General features: G+C 34.3%; 17 protein-coding genes. 7 read left to right on the plus strand and 10 right to left on the minus strand.

The genetic code is table 11. The features are described from left to right. Nucleotides 1-135: 135 nt before the first annotated feature. The 10 genes from uxuA to rhaT all read right to left on the minus strand — a co-directional run bounded on the left by uxuA (nucleotide 136) and on the right by rhaT (nucleotide 12891). Nucleotides 136-1290, minus strand: coding sequence for a mannonate dehydratase (uxuA, locus tag FLV_RS16495; RefSeq protein ID WP_243235551.1), 1155 nt, complete (start codon nucleotides 1288-1290; stop codon nucleotides 136-138). 27 nt (nucleotides 1291-1317) lie between these two features. Then, complete coding sequence (locus FLV_RS16500) at nucleotides 1318-2136, minus strand: SDR family oxidoreductase (RefSeq protein WP_243235316.1); 819 nt, start codon at nucleotides 2134-2136, stop codon at nucleotides 1318-1320. A gap of 20 nt (nucleotides 2137-2156) precedes the next feature. Then, complete coding sequence (locus tag FLV_RS16505; RefSeq protein WP_243235317.1) at nucleotides 2157-2744, minus strand: lactate utilization protein C; 588 nt, start codon at nucleotides 2742-2744, stop codon at nucleotides 2157-2159. After that, nucleotides 2734-4137, minus strand: a complete 1404-nt coding sequence (locus tag FLV_RS16510; RefSeq protein WP_243235318.1) for a lactate utilization protein B — start codon at nucleotides 4135-4137, stop codon at nucleotides 2734-2736. Before FLV_RS16510 ends, FLV_RS16505 begins: the two co-directional genes overlap by 11 nt. 41 nt (nucleotides 4138-4178) lie before the next feature. After that, nucleotides 4179-5549 (minus strand): glycoside hydrolase family 28 protein, encoded by a 1371-nt coding sequence (locus FLV_RS16515; RefSeq protein WP_243235319.1) that lies wholly within the window; start codon nucleotides 5547-5549, stop codon nucleotides 4179-4181. 177 nt (nucleotides 5550-5726) lie between these two features. Then, nucleotides 5727-6467, minus strand: coding sequence for a (Fe-S)-binding protein (locus FLV_RS16520; RefSeq protein ID WP_243235320.1), 741 nt, complete (start codon nucleotides 6465-6467; stop codon nucleotides 5727-5729). Nucleotides 6468-6792: 325 nt separating this feature from the next. Then, entirely contained in the window at nucleotides 6793-8154 is a 1362-nt protein-coding gene (locus FLV_RS16525) for an FGGY-family carbohydrate kinase (RefSeq protein WP_243235321.1), read from the minus strand. Between the two features lie 10 nt (nucleotides 8155-8164). Then, nucleotides 8165-9439: a TIM barrel protein gene (locus tag FLV_RS16530; protein WP_243235324.1), complete on the minus strand. Its 1275-nt coding sequence runs from the start codon at nucleotides 9437-9439 to the stop codon at nucleotides 8165-8167. Nucleotides 9440-9658: 219 nt separating this feature from the next. Then, the gene (locus FLV_RS16535) at nucleotides 9659-11800 is read right to left on the minus strand and encodes a bifunctional aldolase/short-chain dehydrogenase (RefSeq protein ID WP_243235325.1); all 2142 of its coding nucleotides are present in this window, start codon (nucleotides 11798-11800) and stop codon (nucleotides 9659-9661) included. Between the two features lie 20 nt (nucleotides 11801-11820). After that, nucleotides 11821-12891, minus strand: coding sequence for an L-rhamnose/proton symporter RhaT (gene rhaT, locus FLV_RS16540; RefSeq protein ID WP_243235334.1), 1071 nt, complete (start codon nucleotides 12889-12891; stop codon nucleotides 11821-11823). 286 nt (nucleotides 12892-13177) lie between these two features. Between rhaT and FLV_RS16545 the strand changes: the two genes are divergently transcribed. The 7 genes from FLV_RS16545 (at nucleotide 13178) to FLV_RS16575 (ending at nucleotide 23612) form a co-directional block, all read left to right on the plus strand. After that, the gene (locus tag FLV_RS16545; protein WP_031453522.1) at nucleotides 13178-14218 is read left to right on the plus strand and encodes a GntR family transcriptional regulator; all 1041 of its coding nucleotides are present in this window, start codon (nucleotides 13178-13180) and stop codon (nucleotides 14216-14218) included. Between the two features lie 156 nt (nucleotides 14219-14374). Next, nucleotides 14375-14974 carry an RNA polymerase sigma-70 factor gene (locus FLV_RS16550; RefSeq protein ID WP_243235336.1) on the plus strand — a complete coding sequence of 200 codons (600 nt, stop codon included), beginning with the start codon at nucleotides 14375-14377 and terminating at the stop codon, nucleotides 14972-14974. A 67-nt stretch (nucleotides 14975-15041) separates the two neighbouring features. Further along, nucleotides 15042-16145 carry a FecR family protein gene (locus tag FLV_RS16555; protein ID WP_243235339.1) on the plus strand — a complete coding sequence of 368 codons (1104 nt, stop codon included), beginning with the start codon at nucleotides 15042-15044 and terminating at the stop codon, nucleotides 16143-16145. Between the two features lie 12 nt (nucleotides 16146-16157). Beyond that, nucleotides 16158-19508, plus strand: coding sequence for a SusC/RagA family TonB-linked outer membrane protein (locus tag FLV_RS16560; RefSeq protein WP_243235348.1), 3351 nt, complete (start codon nucleotides 16158-16160; stop codon nucleotides 19506-19508). 4 nt (nucleotides 19509-19512) lie between these two features. Next, nucleotides 19513-20991 (plus strand): RagB/SusD family nutrient uptake outer membrane protein, encoded by a 1479-nt coding sequence (locus FLV_RS16565; protein WP_243235355.1) that lies wholly within the window; start codon nucleotides 19513-19515, stop codon nucleotides 20989-20991. Further along, nucleotides 20978-22459 carry a hypothetical protein gene (locus FLV_RS16570; RefSeq protein ID WP_243235357.1) on the plus strand — a complete coding sequence of 494 codons (1482 nt, stop codon included), beginning with the start codon at nucleotides 20978-20980 and terminating at the stop codon, nucleotides 22457-22459. Before FLV_RS16565 ends, FLV_RS16570 begins: the two co-directional genes overlap by 14 nt. Nucleotide 22460: 1 nt before the next feature. Continuing rightward, nucleotides 22461-23612 carry a cytochrome-c peroxidase gene (locus tag FLV_RS16575; protein WP_410745977.1) on the plus strand — a complete coding sequence of 384 codons (1152 nt, stop codon included), beginning with the start codon at nucleotides 22461-22463 and terminating at the stop codon, nucleotides 23610-23612. The last annotated feature ends 283 nt before the right edge of the window (nucleotides 23613-23895 follow it).

A 23895-nucleotide genomic window follows, 5' to 3' on the forward strand; every position in this document is an offset into this window, starting at 1 on the left:
TAAATAAGTCATATAAGTTCATCTATTTTTAAATGTACTTATATGACTTATATTCTAAAATCTACATCAAATGAAGATTTTTTACTTTAACAAAAAGTTTATCGTTATCCAATTATTCAATTGAAAATAAACAAATTAAAGCGATCTGATAATCCCTTCTTCAAGTCCTCTTAATTCGGCTAAACCTCTTAATCTTCCAATAGCAGAATATCCCGGATTGTTTACTTTTCCTAAATCATCCAACATTTGGTGTCCGTGATCAGGTCTGAACGGAATGGACAGATTATTGTTTTTTTGAATTAGCAATAATTCTTTTACTACTGCATACATATCCACATTTCCGTCTAAGTGATCTGCTTCGAAAAAATTTCCTTCTTCATCCCTGCGTACATTTCGCAAATGAATAAAATGTATTTTATCGCCTAAAGCTTTTGTTATTTCCGGTAAATCATTCTTTTCTGATGCTCCAAGAGAACCTGTACAAAAACAAATTCCGTTTGACTTATAAGGCGCTTTTGAAAGAATAAAATCATAATCTTCCATTGAGTTTACAATACGCGGTAATCCTAAGATATCAAAAGGAGGGTCATCCGGATGAATGGCCAGTTTTACTCCAACTTCATCAGCAACAGGACAAATTTCATTTAAAAAGTAACTTAAGTTTTCTCTTAAAGTCGCTCTGTCAATGTTTTTATAAGGTTTTAACTTGGCCTGCATATCGGCAACAGTCATCTTTTTTTCTCCCGGAATTCCAAACATCACCACATCAGACAATGCTTGTAATTGCTCTTCGCTTAGCGAATTAAAGCGTTCTTTTGCCTTTGCAGCGATATTTTCAGGGAAACTGTTTGCTGCATTTTCTCTCTTTAAAATATAAATATCAAAAATGGCCAGATCCACCCAATTGAAATACAAAGCTTCAGAACCGTCCGGCATTTTGTAATCTAACTGTGTTCTTGTCCAGTCATTAACCGGCATGAAATTATAGGTAATAATTTTGATTCCACAAGCCGCAACGTTACGAATGCTCTCTTTGTATTTATCGATATAAAGCTGATAATCTCCTGTTTTTGTTTTAATATCTTCGTGAACCGTAATGCTTTCCACAACATCCCATGTCAGTCCGTATGCTTCAACTTCGGCTTTTCTTTTATTTATTTCTTCAACCGTCCATACATCTCCGTGAGGAACGTGGTGAAGGGCTGTTACAATTCCGGTAGCACCGGTTTGTTTGATATGCTGTAAACTTACCGGATCATTTGGTCCGAACCATCTCCAGGTTTGTATCATTCTGTTCATACTTTTCTTTTCTTAAAATTATACACCACTAAAGATTGTAAAACCACCATCTATAGTTACTTTTGAACCTGTTGCGAATTTTGAAGCATCACTAAGCAACCAGATCAAAGCTCCAATTAATTCATCAGGATTTCCAAAACGTTTGTAAGGGGTATTGGCAATGATTAAATTTCCTCTTTCAGTCAAACTTCCATCAGGATTCGTTAATAAAGTACGGTTTTGTTCTGTTAGGAAAAATCCCGGTACAATAGAGTTCATTCTGATTTTATCTCCATATCGTTTTGCCAGTTCAACCGAAAACCATTTTGTGTACGAATCAATAGCTGATTTCGCCAGACTGTATCCTAGAACTTTTGTGATAGCCTGTTCTGTTGCTACCGATGAAATATTTACGATGCTTCCAATGCTTTCATTGTTTTTAATAACCTCTCCAAAAACCTGCGTTGGCAAAAGTGTTCCGAATAAATTCAGATTCATCACTTTTTGTAAAGCATCCATATTCAGTTTAAAAATATCCTGATCGGACTGAATTACAGCCTCCGGCATATTTCCTCCTGCTGCGTTTACCAAACCATCAATTTTTCCGTATTTTGAAAGTACCAAATCACGAGCTTTAATTAAATCACTTTCAATCGTTACATCTGCAATTAAAGCGATAGCCTCGCCTCCGTTTTTGATAATCAATTCCGCTCTTTCGTTGGCTACTTTTTCATTTCTTCCTAAAACACCAACAATACCGCCTGCAGCAGCGATACCGTTAACAAAAGCTTCACCTAAAACTCCGGTAGCTCCTGTAACAATTATTACTTTTCCTTCTAATGTAAAATCTGTTTTCAATTTTTTAGTTTTTAGTTTTTTTAATCCAGTAAAAATACAATTAATCCTCTAGCACCATGCGCTCCCAACACTAAAGATTGTTCAATATCTGCTGTTTTTGAAGGACCTGCAATAAAAGTCCCAAAACCGTATTCCAGATTTCCAATTCTTTTGTAAGCCTGATGCATCATTGGCAATATGTCATTTTTATTGACAATAATCGCTAAATATTGTGCAATGAAAGGGGCCACACGCTGTCCTAATATATCATCCGTTACCCAGATTGCGCTGTTTTCGGCAACGCCAAAATGACCTTTTACTATTGCTAATTCCACATTCTGAAGCGTATGCGGATCGTCATTTTTCCAGTCCAGAGCAGCCACTTCAGCAAGTTCCGGAATGGTTGTGATTATTCTTTTTTCCAGTGCGTAATTATTTTTTAAGAAATCTATAATTTCATTATAATCAGCAACTTCAACACTTTCTCCTCCAATGTTTTTCAAAACCGTTTTATAGGTTTCCAAAACATTCGGGTTTTCTGATCCTAAAACCTCTAAATCAGGCAAATCAGTCACAAAATCAGGCTGATTTTGTTTTATTTTTTTTAATATTTCAGCTTTACTGCTCATTGTCCTTCGCTTTAGATTCACGTGAATTTTTCTTGTACCATTCTCTAAAAGATTCTTCAGGAACAGCCGGCATTTCACGCTGATCATACCATTTATTCATTTTATTATTTACTGCTGCAGGAACATTTTTCATCATAAATCTTCCTGATTTTCCTGCCAGATTAAATATCGTTGGATTTGCCAAAACCGTTGCCATCGTTTTCATCGCTACTGTTTTTGCAGCTGGCGTATGTCCTTCTTTTACCAATACCTGACGCCATTTGTATAGCTGATCGTGAATATCAATTTTTACAGGACAAACATTGGTACAGGAACCGCAAAGTGTACTGGCAAAAGGCAGATCGGCATTTTTGCTCATGTCCAGATTTGGAGCCAGAATAGAACCAATTGGCCCTGCAACTGCATTGTGATAACTGTGCCCGCCGCTTCGTCTGTAAACCGGACATGTATTCATGCACGCTCCACAACGGATACATTTTAATGAGTTTCTGAAATCTTCTCTTCCTAATTGTGTGCTTCTTCCGTTATCCACGATAACGATATGCATTTCCTGTCCGTCTCTTGGTTTTTTAAAATGGCTTGAGAAAGTGGTAATCGGCTGTCCGGTTGCACTTCTGGCCAATAATCTAAGGAAAACACCAAGATGTTTGCGCTGTGGAATCAATTTTTCGAATCCCATACAAGCAATGTGTACATCTGCAAGATGCGCACCCATATCTGCATTTCCTTCATTCGTACATACAACGAATTCTCCGGTTTCTGCTACGGCAAAATTTACTCCGGTTAAAGCAACTTTACGAGTTAAAAAGGTATCTCTTAAAGTCTGACGTGCTGATTCTGTTAAATATTGCGGATTGAAATTTCCCTTTTCTGTCCCCAGATGTTCATGAAAAGTTTCACTTACATCTTCTTTTTTAAGGTGAATAGCCGGTAAAACAATATGACTTGGCGGTTCTTTACGAAGCTGAACAATGAATTCTCCTAAGTCAGAATCGATAACTTCAATACCTTTTTCTGCCAGATAATCGTTTAAATGGCATTCTTCGGTAAGCATTGATTTTGACTTTACCATTTGCTTCACATCGTGCTTCGCCATTATAGCATGTACAATCTCATTATGCTCTTTTGCATCGGCTGCCCAGTGAACAGTGATTCCGTTTTTTTGAGCATTTTCTTCAAATTCAATCAAATAATCATGAATATTTGAGAGTACATTATGTTTAATTTGTGAAGCTGTTTCCCTAAGCAATTCCCAATCCGGAATCTGGTGCGCGGCCTTATCACGTTTTTCACGAACAAACCAAAGTGTTTCATCATGCCAGTTTACCCGTTCAACATCTTTGTTAAAACGAGTTGCGACTTCGCTATGTGGTATTGTTTTTTTTGAAGACATTTTTATTAGTTTAAAATAACCCGGTCTGGATCAGTTTAGAATCAATTTTTATTTACAAAATTCGAAACATTTTCATGAATGTTCTGGTTTTCCTGAACAACATCAGCAGCAACATTTTTCAGAAATATATTTTCTACCGGAAGTTCTTTCTGACCTGAAATTTTCGAAATAAATTTCACATCTGTAGCTTTTACATTCTCCAGATATACATTTTTTATTGGCGTAAGTCTGCGTTCAATTGTAGGAACCAAAGTTCTCCATTGGTACAAAACATCTGTATCTATACCAAGGATTCCTGCATCAATTTTACCAGAAACAATATTACTCATGTAAATATTGTTTACAAATCCGCCTCTTCGTTCGTTAGTTTTTATGTAAAGAAGATGATTCAGTTTTGCTCCATCAACAACCGAACAATTATCAATAAATACATTTTCTATTCCGCCTGACAATTCACTTCCGATAGCCACTAACTGGTGGCCGTTTTTTACAGTACAATTACGAATAACAATGTTTTTTGAAGGAGTATTTAATAACCATGCATTTTTTCCACAGCCTGATTTTATTGCAATGGCATCATCTCCCTGATCAAAAACACAATTTTCAATTAATACGTTTTGACTCATTTCAGGATCAACTCCGTCATTATTATGTCCGTGTGCATATACTTTTAAATTTCTAAGTACAACATCTTTGGATAAAAAAGGATGAATCGTCCAGAAAGGGCTGTTTGTAATCGAAATGCCATCCATCAAAATATTTTCGCAACGGTTAAACTGAATGAAATGTGGACGAAAGCGGGCAGTATCATTTGCCATTTGTCTTTCTTTCATTGGTTTATTGTACGAAGCCAGATTATACAATTTTTTCAGGCTCTCCATGTGTGATTTTGGACGCGTGAACCATTGTTTCCAGATATCCATTTTAGCTTTCAGTTCACCTTCACCTGTAATGGCAATGTTTTTACATTTGTAAGCATAAATTAATGGCGAATAATTAAAGCATTCGTATCCTTCCCAAGTTGAGTTAACGGCTGGTAAATAATCATTTGGATCTTCAGAAAAAAGTAAAACGGCTCCTTTTTTTAAATGAAGGTTCACATTGCTCTTAAAGTGAACTTTTTTTGTCAGCCATTCGCCTTCCGGGATGACAACAATTCCTCCACCTGCTTTATTTGCTTTGGCAATCGCCTTATTTATGGCTTCAGAAGTTTTGTCTTTATTTCCCTGAACAGCTCCAAAATCAACAATTGAAAATTCTTTACATTTACTAAAATCCGGAATTTTTATAGCCGGCATTTCAAAAGGCGCTTTTACCACTACTTCTTTTAACGTTACCAAAGACGGATCTCTTTTAAACGATAAAAAAATAAGCGAAAGTAATAATGCAAAACTGAGCGTTAATTTTTTCATGAATAAGTTATTTTTAACACATAGAAACATAGATTTTTATAACTTAAAAAAGGCGTTACACTTTGCTAAAAAAAACATAGCTATGTGTAAATGATTTGTCATTTATTTTAATCTTAATTTAAAAAAAAATAAAACTATGTTTCTATGTGTTTAAATTTTTTGGCACAATTTATTAAACTATTCTATTCCTGAATTTAATATCTCAGCAATATGAATGGTTTTTATAGGACTTTTTTGCCTATTCAGAATTCCTTCCAAATGCATCAGGCAAGACATGTCGCCACCTGTAATATAATCAACATCATGCTTTTCATGATCTTTGATTCGGTCCTGACCCATTTTTACAGAAACTGCTTCTTCAGTGACACAAAATGTACCTCCAAAACCACAGCATTCGTCTTTTCTGCTTAAAGAAACCAATTCCAAACCCTTTATTTTACTTAATAATTGTCCGGGTTTAGAGAAAAACGGAGCATTCAATTCGGTCATCTGCGAAAGTTTAAGTCCACGTTGTCCGTGACAGCTTTGGTGCATTCCTACTTTATGCGGAAAATTTCCTTCAATATGGTCTACCTTAAGTACATCAGTAATAAATTCTGTTAATTCAAAAACTTTTTTGCGCATTTCTGCCGCCAGTTCTTCCTGTTTTTCATCATGTAGATGATCCTTAACATGTAAAACACAACTTCCTGAAGGACAAACGATATAATCAAATTCTGAAAAATTAGCTATAAAGTTAGCATCACAGCCTTTGGTTAAATGTGCATAACCGCTGTTTGCCATAGGCTGTCCGCAACATGTCTGTTTCATCGGAAAACGGACATCGCATCCCAATTTTAGTAATAGCTCATAGGTTGCAATTCCTACTTTAGGATAAAATTGGTCGACGTAGCACGGTATAAAAAGTCCAATTTTCATATTCTGGATAATTATTTTTAAACACATAAAAATCTATTTTCTATGTGCTAAATATTTTTTCACGCAGATTTTAAAAAGATTTAAGCAGATGTGAGCAGATTGTTTTAAAATTAATTTGCTGTAATTTTCTAAATCAGTGTGAAACAAAAATCTATATTTTTCTGCGGTAATCTTTTTTACGCAGTTTATTTTAAAATTATATCTGCTTGATCTGCAAAATCTGCGAGAAACAAAAATCTATACTTCTCAATATTAAATCTCTCGCAGATTTTGCAGATTTAAGAGATTTTTTTTCTCTAATCCTTTAATTTGTTGCAATATTTTTTTAATGCTTGTAAAACTTCAAATCAATTAAATCATTCTGTATCGGTTTAGGATTCCAGTTTTGGTGTATTGCTAATGCTGCACCTAAAGCACTTGCCTGTGCCATCGAGGCTGCATAAACTTCTACATCCGGGAAAGCTTCGGCCAGTAAATTCATGAAAATGGAGTTTTTACTAAAACCTCCATCTACAAAAATTTTCTTTACAGGACTGTTATGAATCACTAAATTAGTTGAAAAAACCTGTTGTTCAACGAGATCCAGCATTAACTGATGATACGCGATTTCATAGGTTTTAAAAACAGACAGGTCTCTTTTTTGAAAAGGACATTCCTTAAGAATATCAAAATCGTATTTTTTCGGATAAACGATTTGAAAATTTACCGCTCTTAAATTTGATACAATCTTTTTGTCAAAATAAACCTCTTTAAATGTATCAAATGGTACATTAAAATGTTCTGCCAGTCTTTTTGCCTGCACTTCATGTTCGTTTCCTGAAAATAAACGGGCTGCCTTTACAGGTTTTTCGGTGTATTGCATGTAACACAGACAGTCATTTTTAAGTTCTTCAAACGTTAAGGGCTTATTGTTAAAAGGGTTCAGGGAAATACTCCAGGTTCCGGTTGACAATAAAACGAAAGGCTCGGTAAAGTTTATCGTATAAGGAATAATTGCCGATGAACTATCATGCAAACCAATTCCGACAGCTAAATCATTTTCTTTTTTAATGACATCTCTTCCGGGATGAATCGGTGGCAGTTTTTCTTTTATACCCTCATTTTTAAGCCATTTGTGATACTTCATCTTTTTAAAATTCCAAAGATTTGTATGACACCCAATGCTTGTAATATCGGTATAGGCTTCACCCGTTAAAAGAAAACTTAGATATTGCGGTAAGTGAAGGCAATATTTCACTTTTTCAAATAATTCCGGTCTTTCTTCTTTTAACCTGTAAATCTGCATTCCGGAATTCAGGCTTCCTAAAACAGGAGAAGCTGTTTTTACTGCAAAAACTTCTTCTCCTTTGTATTTTTTGTAAAAACCATTTTTCAGTTCTTCCGGATAATCTTTTAAATAATTGTATAAAGGAGTCAACGAGTTGCCTTCTTTATCAATATAAACAAAACTAGCTCCGTAAGTACTGAAATTAATCGCTTTCAGAACATAGTTGTTCAGTTCTTTTATTTCTGACAATCGTTCGAGAATCCACTCTTTTAGTACATCAATATTTTCGCAGGGAAAACCGTCTTCATCAACGGTTTCGTCCAGATTTACTGATTTTTCCCAAACGATTTTATAATTTTCATCAAATAAAAATACCTTTTTGTTGGTTTTACCAATATCAAAAATTGCAACTACATTCATCTGATATTTTTTATAAGCCTGTAGCTACGGTTTTTAATCCTCTTTCACCAATTAGATTTCCTCTAACGTCAAGACTGCGGTACAGTTCAACCGGATTTAACGCTGCTCCTGAACGCAAACGAGCTTCAGCAACCAATGCACGAACGTCTGTACGGAAAGCATTTTGAAGAATTTCCTGTGCTTTTACCACATCGTTCTCTTCCTGAGCAATTTCTAATGCTTTTCTGTCAACTGAAAGTGCCTGAGCATAAGCAATCATAATTGCTTCAACAGACTGCAATAAATCTTCTAATGGATCTTTTACGTTGTGTGAAGCATCAATCATCCATCCTAAATCTTTAGCATGATTCATTCCTCTTGCATCCATACCTTCAACCAATTCATTGAAAATCAAGAATAACTGGTAAGGCTTTAAAGCTCCTGCAGTCAAATCATCATCACCGTATTTTGAATCATTAAAGTGAAAACCTCCTAATTTATTATCCATCAACAAAATAGAAACAATTTGTTCAATATTTGCATTTGGTAAATGGTGTCCTAAGTCAACAAGTGTTTTTGCTTTATCACCTAATTTCTGAACGTATGAATAAGACTGTCCCCAATCTGCTACAGTAGTAGAATAAAAATTTGGTTCAGCGCATTTGTATTCTAAGAACAATTTCCAGTTTGAAGGCAATGCATCGTAGATTTCTTCTAAACTTTCTAATGTATTTTGGTAAGCGCGACGGAAGTTCAATTGTCCAGGGAAGTTAGAACCATCTGCCAACCAAACCGTAAGCGAGTCAGATCCTAATTCGATTCCGTGTTTGATAACTTCAATATTATGAGCAATCGCCTGTTTACGAACTGCTTTGTTTACGTTTTGTAAAGAACCGTATTTATAAGTATGTTCCGCATTTGCCTGATCCTGAAAAGTGTTTGAGTTCATAGCATCAAACTTTAATCTGTGTTGTCCTGCAAGCGTTTTGATCGCATTATAATCAGTTGGGATATCCCATGGAATATGCAAAGAAATAGCTCCCGAAGCATTATTTAATTTATGAAGCAAACCTACATCTTCAATTTTTTCTTCTAATGAACGAGGTTCTCCTCCACCTGCAAAACGTCCGAATCTTGTTCCTCCTGTTCCTAAGGCCCATGATGGAATTGCGATTTGAAAATCGATCAATTTTTGAATGACAGCTTCACTTTCTGCAATTTCTGAAGCTGTAAAAACTAATTTATTCTGATGTTTTTTTAATAAATCATCATTATGAGATGCGACAGTATTTGATTGAATTAACATACTTATTTATTTTTAAATAGGGTTTACAATATAAGGCTATTTCTATAAACCAAACCCTTGTTATACGTTACTTTTTTGTATTTTTTTGTTTGTTTTTAATGTGTTTAGGAAATTTATTTATAAAATACGATTGTCATAAAAAATCTAACGTCCGACCGAAATCGAACGTTAGAAAACAAAAACCACTTTGTTAAATAAACTTAAAAAAAACTAAACAACTTATCGGTAAAAGCCCATTGTTACTCCGCCGTCTACATTCAGGGCATTTCCTGTTGATTTGTTCAACAGACCTCCTACGAATGCGAAACATGCGTTTGCAATATCATCAGGCAATATAATTTCATTTAATAAGGTACGTTTCGCGTAGTAAGCAGGCAATTCTGCAACGGTAATTCCGTATGCTTTTGCACGTCCTTCAGCCCAACCGCCAGACCAGATATTAGAATCTGATATAACAGCATCAGGGTTCACTGTGTTTACACGGATTTTATCAGCACCCAACTCAGCAGCCATCAAACGTGTTAAATGTGCCTGAGCTGCTTTTGCAGAACCGTATCCAGGATTATTTGGACCCGCTACAACCGCATTTTTAGAAACGATGTTTACGATATCTCCACCAAAACCTTGTTTGCGCATTACTTCAATTCCGGCTTTAGAAACAATAAATTGTCCTTTCACCAAAATATCATATAATCTGTCCCACTCTTCAAGAGTGTGTTCTGCAATTGATTTTGAAATACTGATACCGGCGTTATTGATGATAATGTCAGCTCCTCCAAATGCTAAACAAGCAGCATCCAAAGCTTTTTCTGTACTTACTTCGTCAGTAACATTTAATAAAGTACTTGAAACAGCATCTTTACCAAATAATTTGATAAATTCTGCTTTTGCACCTTCTAAACGCTCTTCATTAATATCATTGATTACTACGCAAGCTCCCTCTTCAGCAAATCTTTTAGCGATAGCTTTACCAATTCCACCGGCAGAACCAGTTACTAAAGCAACTCTTCCTGAAAGTGCTTTTGGTTTTGGCATACGCTGTAATTTTGCTTCTTCCAACAACCAGTATTCGATATCAAAAGCTTCCTGATGTGGCAATGAAGTATATTCAGAAACAGCTTCTGCACCTTTCATTACATTTACTGCATTCACATAATATTCAGATGCCAAACGAGCCATCGTTTTATCTTTGGCAAACGTAAACATACCAACTCCAGGATATAAAATCACCACAGGGTTTGGGTCACGCATTGCTGGCGAATTAGACTTTTTACAAGCATTGTAATAGTCTTTGTACATCGCTCTGTACGCTTCAAAAGCAGGAGTTAATTTTGCTTTAATCGCATTTACATCTGATAAATCTTCGTTTGGATCTAATTCTAAAACCAAAGGACTGATTTTCGTACGTAAAAAGTGATCCGGGCAAGAAGTTCCTAACGGAGCTAATTTTGATAAATCATTAGAGTTAATGAATTCCAACACTCTTGCATCATCTGTATAATGACCAATCATCTGACGCTCTGAAGAACAGAAACCTCTTAAAATTGGAGCTACTTTTGCTGCTTTTAATTTACGATCCGCTTCCGGAAGGCTATCGATTTTCTTACCTCCAAAAACCGGACGTTTTTTTCCGTAGTTGCTTTCTAAATAGTCAGCACACTTTTCGATTACTTCAAGTGTGTTGATATAACTTTCATAAGCAGTATCTCCCCATGTAAATAAACCATGAGAACCTAACATAATACCACGTAATTTTTTTCCTTTTTTCTCTGCTTCTTCAAGACAGCTTCTTAATTGAAGCCCTAAATCGAAACCTGGACGCTGCCATCCTACCCAACCGATTTCTCCGTCGAATAATTCTTCTGTAATTTTTGCTCCGTCTTTTGCTGCAGCAATTGCAATAGCAGCATCCGGGTGCAGGTGATCAATATGTTTAAACGGTAAGAAACCGTGTAATGGTGTATCAATAGAAGGTGCTTTTGAAGCTAAATCAAAAATACAGTGGTTAAACAATTCAACCATTTCGTCTTCAAATTCAATTCCTCTGTACACATTTTCAAGATTGCGTAATCTGTCTAAATATAAAGCAGCACAACCTGATTTTGTCAATGTTCCGATATCTCCACCAGAACCTTTAATCCACATTACCTCAGAGCTAGCGCCTGTCAATGGATCTTTATCTGTAATTTTAACTGAAGTATTTCCTCCTCCATAATTGGTAAGTCTTAAATCTGCTCCTAATAAATTAGAGCGATAGATAAAAAGAGCTACTTCATCTCCTGCTAGTGCTGCAGCTTTAGCATCGTCCCAAAGATAGCTTACATGCTGAAAAGTCATATTGTTTGTGTTTATATTTGACATTTTAATATATTAAGTGATTATTATAAAGAGTTCCCAATTCCGACTACCACAATCGATAACATGATGAGTCCGATGCCCAATAAAAAGGTATTGAACGTTTTTTTAGTTACACCTTTCCATTCTTTCAGGTAGAATCCCCAGAAGTTGGCGGTAAGTATGATAGTTGACATGTGTAAAATCCATGAGCTGGCTCCGTTTCCTAATTTACTTTCACCCATTCCGTAGAAGAAAAACTGAAGAAACCACATGGTGCCTGCAATAGCTGAAAAAAGTACATTTTTTGAAATCGGTGTTTTAGTATCTGTATAATTACTAAAAGTCTTGTTTTTGAAATTAAGATAGATACACCATAAAAAGTTGGTTGTTAATCCACCCCAAAGGATAACTATATAAGTAACATTATTTTGGAATAAGAATTCTCCCTGATTTGGATTCAATGTTTTCCACGCCTCGTTAGCCACATCAGCCATTGGTTTTCCTGCTTCAATTCCGAAGTTAAAAAACGAACTTAGAATACCGGATACAATAGCGATAATTAAACCTTTTACTAAACTGAAATCTTTGTCTTTGTCTTCGTGACCTGTTGCAAAATCTTTTTCTTTCAGCATCCCAGCCTTTCCTAAAATAGCAATACCTATAATACATATAAGTACACCACCCAAAACCATTTGTCCGCCTGTATTTGCAAACATGTCACTAATAGACTCTTTACCTTCTGTTGGACTGAAATTGTAATAGATTGGTGGAATCAAAGCTCCAAAAGCGGAACAAAATCCTAAAGTGATTGAATTTCCTAATGACATTCCCAAATAACGAACACCCAATCCGTAAGTCAATCCTCCTATTCCCCAGATTAATCCCATAGTATAAGCTAACACTTTTATATCTGGAGCAGCATTAGCGATAATATCTGTAAAATTCGGAATTGTTAAATAAGCTGCAATTGGCGGAACAATTAACCATGAGAAAAAACCTCCTACTAACCAGTAGCTTTCCCAGGCCCAGTCTTTAACTTTTTTAAAAGGCATATAAAAACTGCCTGACGAAAATCCTCCTATGGAGTGAAAAATAATTCCGAGTAATGATTCCATTTAATTCTTTTTGTGGTTTAAGTTGATAGTTATTGGTTTGGTAAAATAAGAGAATGTAAAAAAGAAAACTATCCTGTACTGTCCTTTCCTTAATTTATATTTATTTTAAATCATAAATTATTGCAATAAGAATCGAATTATTGTGATTTTTTAAATTTAAAATTCATATTTTAGCAAACGCATGCGTAATCAATATTTTTTAATCCTTTTTAAAGAAAATTATTACATATAATGCAATTTATAATACCTTCTCAATACAATTGAGAAAGACTTTACTATACCAACCATGATTAAATTAATTAAAATAGATGAAGATTCAAGAGTACCTAAGTACAAGCAAATTGTAGATTCAATTCTGCAAAATATTGCCAATGGTAACCTGAAAATAAATCAAAAGATTCCGTCCATAAATAACTTTAGCGAAGAGTTTTATATGTCAAGGGATACTGTTGAAAAAGCTTATAATATTTTAAAAGAACGTAAAATTATTTCTTCCATAAGAGGAAAAGGATACTATATTACCAGAACAAAATTAGAATCGAAAGTGAATATTTTGTTTCTTTTTAATAAACTGAGTGCGTATAAAATGAAAACTTACAGCTCATTTATTAATACATTAGGAGCAAATGCGCATGTAGATTTGCACATATATCATTGCGATGAAACCTTATTTTTAAATCTGCTGGATAAATTTGAAGGTGCGTACGACTATTATGTAATCACGACACACTTTAAAACAGACGAATTAAAACATTTGAGTTTTACCGATGAAGTAGCAAAAGCCATCCAGAGAATACCACAGGACAAGCTGGTAATTATGGATAACATAAAAATTGGATTAGGAAGCGAGGTTATCAAAATATATCAGGATTTTGAAAATGATATTTACAATGCCTTAAAAGAAGGACTTACAAAAATCAACAAATACAAGAGGTTAATTTTAATATATCCGGAAAAAGCTGTTTATCCTTATCCAAGGAGAATTTTGCATGGTTTCAGGAAATTTTGTGTAGAACACGAGATTAATTTTGAAATTTTAAGTGAAGTTTACGATGATATGATCCTTAAAAAAGGAGATTTATTTATCACTATAGAAGAATCTGACCTGGTTAATTTAGTCAAACAAATCAGGGACGAAGAATATGTATTAGGAAGCGACATCGGTATTATATCCTACAATGATACTCCGCTAAAAGACTTGTTAGGTATAACTGTTATGTCTACTGATTTTAATGAAATGGGAGAAATTGCAGCAAGAATGATTTTAAACAAAGAAAAAGGAGAAGTAAAAGTGCCTTTCAATTTTATTGACAGAAACTCGATTTAACAGCACTACTATATAAAGGTCTTTAATGTTAATTTTTAAAACTTATTTCTTTTATTTAGAATTAATATAAATAATATTTTATCTTTGTCACCAACTTCTGGCCTAATACCACTTTAGGATCATAATTTGTAATCCTTTACCAGAGATAAAATATAAATGAATAGTAACACCAGCTTTGAATCCGAAACATTTGAATCTTTTAAAAAGGGAAAGGAAGCTGCGTTTACCTATTTTTATGATAAATATTTCTGCCGGATTACATCCTTTGGCATTCAGTTTATTTATGATAAGGATGAAGCCGAGAATCTTGCTCAGGAAGCTTTTATCAATTTATGGCAAAACAGAGAAAATATTGATTCTCTAAACGGAATACAATCCTTTTTATATACTTACGCCAAATCGAAATGTCTTAACTTCATCAGACACAATAAAGTTAAAGACAAATTCAAAAACGACCTATTAAATCATAAAGAAAGAGAACTCGACATCGAAGTCTTAAATTCGATTCAGTTTGACACTTTAGAATTGACCGAATTAGAACGTATCATTAACGAATCTATAAACGATTTACCTCCCAAAACCCGTGAAGTTTTTATCAAAAAACGTTTTGAGAATAAAAAAAATGCAGAAATTGCAGCAGAAATGCAGGTTACTCTAAAAGCCGTTGAAGCCCACATGACAAAGGCTTTGAAGATTTTAAAAACAAAATTATCCGATTATTTATTTCTGATTTTTATCTTTATTTGTAATAATTAAAAATTAAACATAGGGTTTTTCATTTCTGAAGTGTACTTACTATAACACGACGTTTAAAACATCAGTTATGGCATCAGAAATAATTTATAAGTACCTGTCTAATGAAGCCTCAGAAAAGGAAATTCAAACTCTTTTTGAATGGATTGATGCTTCTGAAGAAAACAAAAAACAGTTTATCTCTATAAAGAAGACGTGGGCTCTTTCAGCTTTAACAGAAAATATTTCTACCAATACTACTCCGGTAATTAAAATTAAACCAAAAAATAAAGCCGCTAAATATTTAAAATATGCTGCCGTATTTTTAACACTGCTTGGCTTAGGAAGAATCGCTTTTAACTTTAGTCAAAAAACAAAATCATCAAAAGAAATTGTTCTTGAATTAGGAGACGGACGAACAGAATTTATCACCAAAACTAATCAAAGCAATTTAGTAAACGATAAAGGCGAATTGATTGCCAGAAAACTACCCGGTCAGATTGTTTATTTTGGAAAAGCAAAAGATGATGAAGTTATATACAACTCACTTAAAGTTCCTTATGGTAAAACATTTAAACTTACACTTTCAGACGGAACGGTTGTAAGTTTAAATTCCGGAACCACTTTTCGATATCCTGAGCAGTTTGGTATTAACGGAAAAAGAACTGTTTTTTTAACCGGAGAAGCCTTTTTTGAAGTCGCCAAAGACAAAGAACATCCTTTTATAGTAAACGCAAATCAGGCAGCTATAGAAGTTTTGGGAACTAAATTTAACGTAAGTGCTTATCCTGAAACCCCTACAGTCAATAGTGTTTTAGTTGAAGGAAGTATTCAGATGTATGAAGCCGAAAACATATCGAATGCTGTTTTGCTGAAACCAAACCAAATGGCTACATGGCAAAACAATTCAAAAAAAATCACGACAAAATCTGTAGATCCTGATTTTTACTCAGCCTGGACAAAAGGCGAACTTACTTTTAAAGACACTCCATTTTCAACCATTGTTAAAATAATTCAGCGAACTTACGATGTTGAAATTATCAATGAGAATTCGGATTTAGCCAGACAGCATTTTACCGGAACAATTAAAATTAGTGAATCGAGCGTTGAAAACATTTTAGAACTTCTAAAACGTGACACTCCATTTGAATACACTATTAAGCAAAGTACCATTACCATTACCAACATCCAGTAACCACCTAAAAACATGAAACTTACTGTAAAATTTTCAAGAAAAATAATATTTTTCTTAGCCATTGTATTATCCGGTTTAAAAGGTTTTTCACAAAACAAATCGATTACATTAAATATAAATAATGAGCCAATCAGTTTGATTATCAAGTCTATTGAAGAACAAAGTGATTTTAGGATTATCTACAATGCAAAAAAAGTAAATACGGATCAAAAGGCCAGTATCAATGTTAAGAACGCTTCCTTAGAAACTGTTTTAAAACAATTATTTAAAGGCAAAAACATTTCGTTTTACATTCAGAAAAAACAGGTTTTATTAACGAGCTCTGCTCCTGCTCCGACAGATAGTTCAGAAGAAACAGAAAGAACAATCAAAGGAGTTGTTCTGAATGCTAAAGATAAATCACCCCTTCCGGGAGCGACTGTAATGGTAAAAGGAACCGGAAGAGGTGCCATAACCGATTCTGACGGAAGATTTATTTATCTGTTGAAAGAAAAAGACATTGATAATGTTGTACTTCAGGTTACGCTTCTGGGAATGGTAACTCAGGAGCAGGAAGTCGGTAATAAAAACACTTTTACTTTTTATATGGAAGAAGCTGTAGATGAGCTGAATCCGGTTATTATTACATCTTCTTATGGGACAAAAAAGTTAAAAGAGGAAATTGTAGGGAGTATTTCAACGATAACTTCAAAAGACATCCCAGTACAGCAGGCGTCTGAAAGTATTGATAAAATGCTGGAAGGACAGGTTGCAGGAGTTTTGATTGAAAACACTTCTGGTGTGGGCGGGCCTGTAAAAATTAATATTCGCGGAGAGGGAACTATAAAGCCTATAGGAACTAATGTTACAGGAACTTCAACTCAGCCACTTATTATAGTTGATGGTGTTATTATGGCTGAAGAAACACATATAGATAGCTCATTCTTTAATGGCCAAGGCAATTTTTCTGAATCTTTATCAAACCCTTTAGCTCAAATTTCTCCTGATAATATTGAAAGCTTTACAGTCCTTAAAGATGCCGCAGCCGTTGGTATTTATGGTGCTGATGGAGCTAATGGGGTGATCTTGATTACAACAAAAAAAGGAAAAGTCGGGGAAGCTAAATTTACCTTTTCAAACCAATTGGGAGTTTCTACAGCTATTAATCAAATAAAATATTTAAATGGAGAACAATATAATGAAGTTAGAAACGAATATCTAAAAAACACTTCTCAGTCACATATTAATATTCCCTACAATGGTATAAATACTGACTGGTTTGACTTATTGAACAATTCCGGAATTTACAATAAATATAACTTTAGTGTTTCAGGAGCTAGTTCTAAGTTTTCTTATCGAACCAATATTACTTATTTAGATATTGAGGAACCGCAATTAGGTAATAAAACAAAACAATTCAACGGAGGAATAAATTTAGGTTACAGAGCATCAAAATGGGATGTAAACTTATCCTTAAATCCTAGTTACATTAAAAAAAATGCTCCTAATATTTATTATACGCATGCTTATATCCCAACATTATCTCCTTTTAACCAGGATGGATCTTACACTATTACTGGAGTAACCGGAGTAACCGGAGGCAATCCGTTAGCCGCTATTGAACAAAATAAAAACCAAACAGATACTTATGGTCTTTTAGGAAGCATAAACTTAGGATATGAATTGAATAAGTCTATAAAGTTTTTGACTCTTTTTGGAATCGACTATAAAGACAAAAATCAGGATCGTTATTTTTCAGGAGAAAATGAAAGTGGAAGAACCAGCGGAAGTTTTCTTTTAGATGGCATAAGTTATTCTGATTGGGGAAGACGAGCTATCAATAAAAGAAACTCAACTAAATGGAACTGGCAGGGACAAATGTTATTTGATAAACAAATCAATAAAGACCATACAATAGATGGCGTATTAGGATTTGAACTTTCAGAAGAAAACGGAAAATTTCGTTATGCATCTGCCACAGGGTTTACAAATCCAAATATTATCAACGCTGTTCAAGATGCCATACAGGATGATGACCCTTTAACAGCTGTTGATGAAACAAATGCAAACCAAACTTATCGAAATGAGATTAGTTCCAGTTCAAGAGTCTCCTTGTTTTCACAAATTAATTATAATTATAAAAAGAAATATTATTTCTTAGGAAATTTTAGACGTGATCAAAGTTCTGTTTTTGGTGATGATACCAACGTTGCTTTAAATAGCGGAGCAGGCTTAGCCTGGATAAGCAGTAATGAAGACTTTTTAAAATCAAGTTCCTGGATTGATTTATTAAAATTAAAAGTTAGTTACGGTTCAACAGGTAATTCAAGAATTGGTTCTTATCGCTCAAAAGGTTTGTATAACATTTCTCAAAATGGTTATAATGGACAAGATTATGCAACCGTAGCTGCTGCCCCAAATGGCAGGCTTAGCTGGGAAAAAAATGTAAAATTTAATGCTGGCATTGATTTTAACATATTTAAAGCTATTGAATTATCGCTGGAATATTATTACGATGATTTGTCTGATTTAATTGTTGCCAGAGATATTCCTTCTGAAAATGGGTATGGAACATTGGAATTAAATGCAGCCAGCATGTATAACAAAGGTTTTGAATTCACAACCAGAATTAAATGGTTTCAAAAAGGCAAATTTAAATGGACAACCTCTTTTAACATTTCTACAATTGAAAATAAAGTAACTGAGTTAATAGGCTTGGGAAGTGAATATTCAATATCAAACAGAGCACTTGCACAAAAAATTGGATATAGTACTACTACCATTTGGGGAATAAACTGGATTGGGATCGATCCGGCAACCGGCAGGGATCTTATCCGAAAAAATGGACAGGTTTATGATTCCAGAACTTATAGAAGTTTATTTACTGTTGCAGATTGGGAACCAATTGGAGATACACAACCAAAAGCTTTTGGAGGTTTCGGCAACAGGTTTTCATTAAACGACAATATTACATTATCTATAAATGGTGCTTTTCAGTGGGGTGGTGACAAACTTGTTTCTGACGAAATTATTGCAAAATACAGCACGACATCAAACCGTAATATGACTGTAAATGCTTATGATTATTGGAGAAAACAGGGCGATAATGTAACACAGCCTTCTCCGGGTGATAATCCTATAATGCCCAATTTGAGTAAGTATGTTTATGACGCCACTTACATCAAAATCAGTAACATTAACCTGAGTTATAATGTACCTGTAAAAAATACTTTTCTGGATAGTTTAACTGTTTTTGGAGATGTATCCAATGTCCTTTATTGGTATAAAGAGAAAAGCCCTTCAGGAATGAATGGGATTCGGGAACTTAATTATACTTATCCTCAGGCGAGAACTATTTCGTTAGGAATTAATACTAAATTTTAAAGAGATGAACTATTATAAAAATATAAAACAATTTAAGTTTCTGACACTTTTGGCAATGTTGTTTTTGTTTCAAAGCTGCAGTGATTTTTTAGAACAGGAACCAGGTACACAAACGTCTATAGATGAACAGCTGGAAACAAAAAAAGGGGTTTTGCAAGCTTTGAATGGTATGTATGGTGATATCAGGGATATTGTAAATGGTCAGGCCTACTTAGTTTATTCTGATATTCAGGGTGGAAATTTAAAACTAACACCTTCTCTTATTGGTAATCAAAAAGGAGGATTTCGTATTCACTCAGATATTACAAATTTCTATTCTTTTGATGATTCTGCAGATAAATCTAACTTTTCTGCTTTTTATGGCTATGCATACGAAGCTATAAATGAAGCTAACCTGATTTTAGAATTTACAGATGCTTTAACAGACGCAACAGAATCCGAAAAAAATCAGATTAAAGCCGAAGCTTTAACAGCAAGAGCTTATGTGCATTTTTTATTAAACCAATTGTACAGTCAGAATTACAGTTACACAAACGATGCATCACACCCGGGAATTGTTTACAACACGAAGTCAGTAAAAAACGGGCTGCAATACCCATCAAGAGAAACGGCTGCAAATACTTACAATTATATCATAAATGATATAAAAAAAGCATTAGACCTTTATTCAAATAGTACACTTCTAAACGGGCCTGCTTATTCTTATTTTAATAAAACAAATGCAAAAGCTTTATTATCCAGAGTTTATTTATCAAAAAATGACTGGAACAATGCTTACGAAACTGCAAATGATGTTATTACAAATTCTGGGATAAATTTAATAAGTTCGGACAATCTCATTGCTCAATGGGCACAACCGGATCTCCCTGTTTCTGAAATTTTACTCGAATTTTCAATATCAAGAACTACGGAGGGTGTAGCGAGTAATTCGTTATCTGCCTATTTTGGATATACATCTTCAACCGCTTATAGTGATTATGTTGCTTCAGAAGATTTGATAAATCTATACGAAACATCTGATATTCGAAAACAGCTATTTTTGGTTGAGCCATTACAAACCCTCGTTAATTTACAATTAGTAGACAGAAATTATTATTTCACTAAAAAATTTCAGGGAAATCCCGGGTATGTTGCTTTTAGAATGAGTGAGCAATATTTAATTCGTGCCGAAGCGGCTTTAAAACTGAACAATACCGTTCAGGCAAAAACGGATATCAATACGATAAGAGAAAGAGCAAATGCAAGCCTCCTGACTGATTCTGAAAATTTAGAAGATGCCATATTTTTAGAAAGACGAAAAGAACTTTGTTTTGAGGGACATTTATTTTTTGATACAACCCGAAACCATAAGAACATTTCAAGAAACGATGGCTGCCAGTCTCTCAATTGCAGTATGAATTACCCATCACTCAAATTTGTATTGCCTATACCACGCAACAATACTAACATTAACGCAAATCTGAAACAAAATGAATCGTATTAGTAAAATTATATCTGTATTAAGTATTATTATAATATTGTTTCAATCCTGTTCAAAGGATGATTACAAATTAGATTCTAAAAGCGTTGATCCGTTTGTGCGTTTCAATTTCTTAATCACTTCTGCAGGTGTACCTCTGGAATATCCCAAGATAAATACAGGTTTACTTCCGGTAAGTTCATTTGAAAACAAATCGGTCAAAACCTTAAAAGTGCCCGTTACTTTAACTTCTACTACTTTAAAATCACCGGTAACGGTTAGTTTTAGTTCAGTAACTTCAGGTGATGCAAACAGTTACAGTATGAACCCGGAAAGCGAATTAATTTTTGAAGGAAACAAACTAACGGATACTATTTTTGTTTCTTTTGATAAAAGATGGAAGGATCAGCAGACTATTACCATGAAATTAGAAAACGCTTCTGACCCTTTGGTACATATTGGAAATTTAAATACTCAGGCACCACACAATATTTTTACCGTTACGTTAGGAGAAGCAGCTACAAGCTATACATTTCCGGAGAATCAATTCACTATTAAAGGCCTGGCCGGTGAAAAAATCGATTTTAAAGTAAATTTCCCTAATGGATTTATTCCTTCTGAAATTGAAAATCTTGAAATATTCAGTTTTTTAAATGGATTTGATTATTCTTTAACTCACGATGACTATGGAGATAACAGAAGTTTTATTACCTATCATTTGACACTTTTAGAAAATTTGAGTAATGAAGATGTGCGCTATCAGACAAAAATCACATTAAAAAGCACTCCTAATTATATTGCAAACGGAAATACTATTTTAACAATTGAGAAACCCGAAAAATCAACACGGGATGTTTTGGCCAATCCGGCTTCTAAGTTCTATAATTTAGCCAATTCAAATTATCAAACCTATGGTGTAAACTGGTTTGAAAGGAGCGATGCTTGTGTGTGGCAGGCCTTTAATGTCTTTACATTCCCGGTTGTAGTCACAAAAGACAATCAAAATGCAATTTTATACAGTGATAAAGGAACCGCAAATACTAATGACGATGTGTATCATGATGCTTTCAAAATTGGTTTTAATGTTGTTGCCGGAAGTTCTACAGTAAATTCATTTAACTTAAAAAGATGGTTTCCTAACGCCAGTACAGCTGCTGCCATTTCTCCTGGTTTTAACATAAAATCTGCATTAGAGTTTTTTCCCGAAAACGGAAACAGTAAAACCAATGGTATTGTACTTGTGATTCCACAGGATATTACAATTGGAACATCAGGAACAAATGCAAAGAGTTACAGCATCGCTATCGAAGGGGAAGGAACTTACAAAGAAATAAGTCCTGATTTATTTGAAATTTCATTTGAATTGAAATTAACCAATACAGCATTATTTGGAGGAACAGTGACTTCTAAATACAAAATTTATAATAAAAACAGCTTCCCAACTGTAGTACCGTTAGATGAACCTTGTCGAAAAGCAATTATTGACCTATAAAATGATGAAAGCAAAAAAATTGATACTCCCTCTTTTATTACTGTTGAGTTTAACAGCATACAAAAGCATAGAAGAACCTGATTATATTGATATTCCGGAATTGCGAAAGCTATATTCCAGCGGAGATGCCTCAAAATGGCCTGCTGCAGAATTGCATGAAAGCATAGACAAATCTAAATTTCAGGATATCGGGGTACTTCCTGCTGTTCCTTACCCTGCTTATAATCCGTATTCTAAGGAGAAAGAAAGTCTGGGTAAAGTACTATTTTTTGATCCAAGATTGTCCCTGAGCGGACAAATTGCCTGCGCTTCCTGCCACAATCCGGAATTGGGATGGACAGACAATCTAACGCGTTCTTTTGGTCATGACCGCCAGACGGGAAAACGAAATTCGATGACCATTTTAAACTCAGCTTATGCCACTTCCCTCTTTTGGGACGGTCGTGCGAAGAGTTTAGAAGATCAGGCACAATTTCCGGTGAGTGATCCTTTAGAAATGAATGAAAAACTAACGATTGCAGTAAGCAAAATTGGAAAAATAAAAGGGTACAATCCACTTTTTGAAGCTGCTTTTGGAGACAAAAAAGTCACTCTTGAACGAATTCAGTATGCCATTGCTACATTCGAGAGATCAATTAATAGTCCGAAAAGTAAATTTGATCATTTTGTTAGCGGTAAATCAGATGCTTATACCGATCAGCAAGTAAAAGGATTGCATTTGTTCAGAACGAAAGCACAATGTATCAACTGCCATAACACACCTTATTTCAGTGATAACCAGTTTCATAATGACGGACAGGTTTTATTTGGAACAAAAAATGAAGATTTCGGACGCTACAACGTAACAAAGGATGTTAAAGATATCGGCAAATTCAGAACGCCTACACTTCGTGAAGTGGTTAATACAAGACCATGGATGCATCACGGACATTTTCCAACTTTACTGGACGTAGTAGAGCTTTACAATTTAGGCAACCCTTCTCCTGTTCAGAAAAAATACCTGGGAACCCCACGTGATTCTTTAATCCCGAAAGTAGATCCAATGCTTAAAAAGTTAAACTTAAGCAAAGAAGAAATGAGTGACTTATTGGCTTTTATTGAAACTTTAAGTACGCCAACGAGAAGGATTATGGCTCCGGATCTTCCAAAATAATTTTAGTAAAATTTAAACAAATAGACATTATGGATCAATTAATCAACCAATTTGAAACAGGCTTATTTCTATATCAACTTTTTGTTTTATTACATCTGATACTTACACCTATTGCAATATTCTATATTATAAAAAACCAGCATAGATTTAAACAGCCTTATATCTTAGTTTTTTTTGTAATTACATTTCCTTTTATAGTCTCAATACCCGTATTAATTGCACTTAAGATCAAAAAAACAGAAGTCTAATAATTTTATTAAAAATTTCAATTCTTTATAAATAC

This window comes from Flavobacterium pectinovorum (assembly GCF_022802975.1).
GTDB classification, from domain to species: Bacteria; Bacteroidota; Bacteroidia; order Flavobacteriales; family Flavobacteriaceae; genus Flavobacterium; species Flavobacterium pectinovorum_B.

What these genes read in the sequence shown, in the direction of transcription:
- FLV_RS16530 (WP_243235324.1), bottom strand. Translation starts at nt 9,439, where the DNA reads ATGTTAATTCAATCAAATACTGTCGCATCTCATAATGATGATTTATTA.
- FLV_RS16575 (WP_410745977.1), top strand. Translation starts at nt 22,461, where the DNA reads ATGATGAAAGCAAAAAAATTGATACTCCCTCTTTTATTACTGTTGAGT.
- FLV_RS16545 (WP_031453522.1), top strand. Translation starts at nt 13,178, where the DNA reads ATGATTAAATTAATTAAAATAGATGAAGATTCAAGAGTACCTAAGTAC.
- FLV_RS16565 (WP_243235355.1), top strand. Translation starts at nt 19,513, where the DNA reads ATGAACTATTATAAAAATATAAAACAATTTAAGTTTCTGACACTTTTG.
- FLV_RS16555 (WP_243235339.1), top strand. Translation starts at nt 15,042, where the DNA reads ATGGCATCAGAAATAATTTATAAGTACCTGTCTAATGAAGCCTCAGAA.
- FLV_RS16535 (WP_243235325.1), bottom strand. Translation starts at nt 11,800, where the DNA reads ATGTCAAATATAAACACAAACAATATGACTTTTCAGCATGTAAGCTAT.
- FLV_RS16550 (WP_243235336.1), top strand. Translation starts at nt 14,375, where the DNA reads ATGAATAGTAACACCAGCTTTGAATCCGAAACATTTGAATCTTTTAAA.
- FLV_RS16525 (WP_243235321.1), bottom strand. Translation starts at nt 8,154, where the DNA reads ATGAATGTAGTTGCAATTTTTGATATTGGTAAAACCAACAAAAAGGTA.
- FLV_RS16560 (WP_243235348.1), top strand. Translation starts at nt 16,158, where the DNA reads ATGAAACTTACTGTAAAATTTTCAAGAAAAATAATATTTTTCTTAGCC.
- rhaT (WP_243235334.1), bottom strand. Translation starts at nt 12,891, where the DNA reads ATGGAATCATTACTCGGAATTATTTTTCACTCCATAGGAGGATTTTCG.
- FLV_RS16505 (WP_243235317.1), bottom strand. Translation starts at nt 2,744, where the DNA reads ATGAGCAGTAAAGCTGAAATATTAAAAAAAATAAAACAAAATCAGCCT.
- FLV_RS16520 (WP_243235320.1), bottom strand. Translation starts at nt 6,467, where the DNA reads ATGAAAATTGGACTTTTTATACCGTGCTACGTCGACCAATTTTATCCT.
- FLV_RS16510 (WP_243235318.1), bottom strand. Translation starts at nt 4,137, where the DNA reads ATGTCTTCAAAAAAAACAATACCACATAGCGAAGTCGCAACTCGTTTT.
- uxuA (WP_243235551.1), bottom strand. Translation starts at nt 1,290, where the DNA reads ATGATACAAACCTGGAGATGGTTCGGACCAAATGATCCGGTAAGTTTA.
- FLV_RS16515 (WP_243235319.1), bottom strand. Translation starts at nt 5,549, where the DNA reads ATGAAAAAATTAACGCTCAGTTTTGCATTATTACTTTCGCTTATTTTT.
- FLV_RS16570 (WP_243235357.1), top strand. Translation starts at nt 20,978, where the DNA reads ATGAATCGTATTAGTAAAATTATATCTGTATTAAGTATTATTATAATA.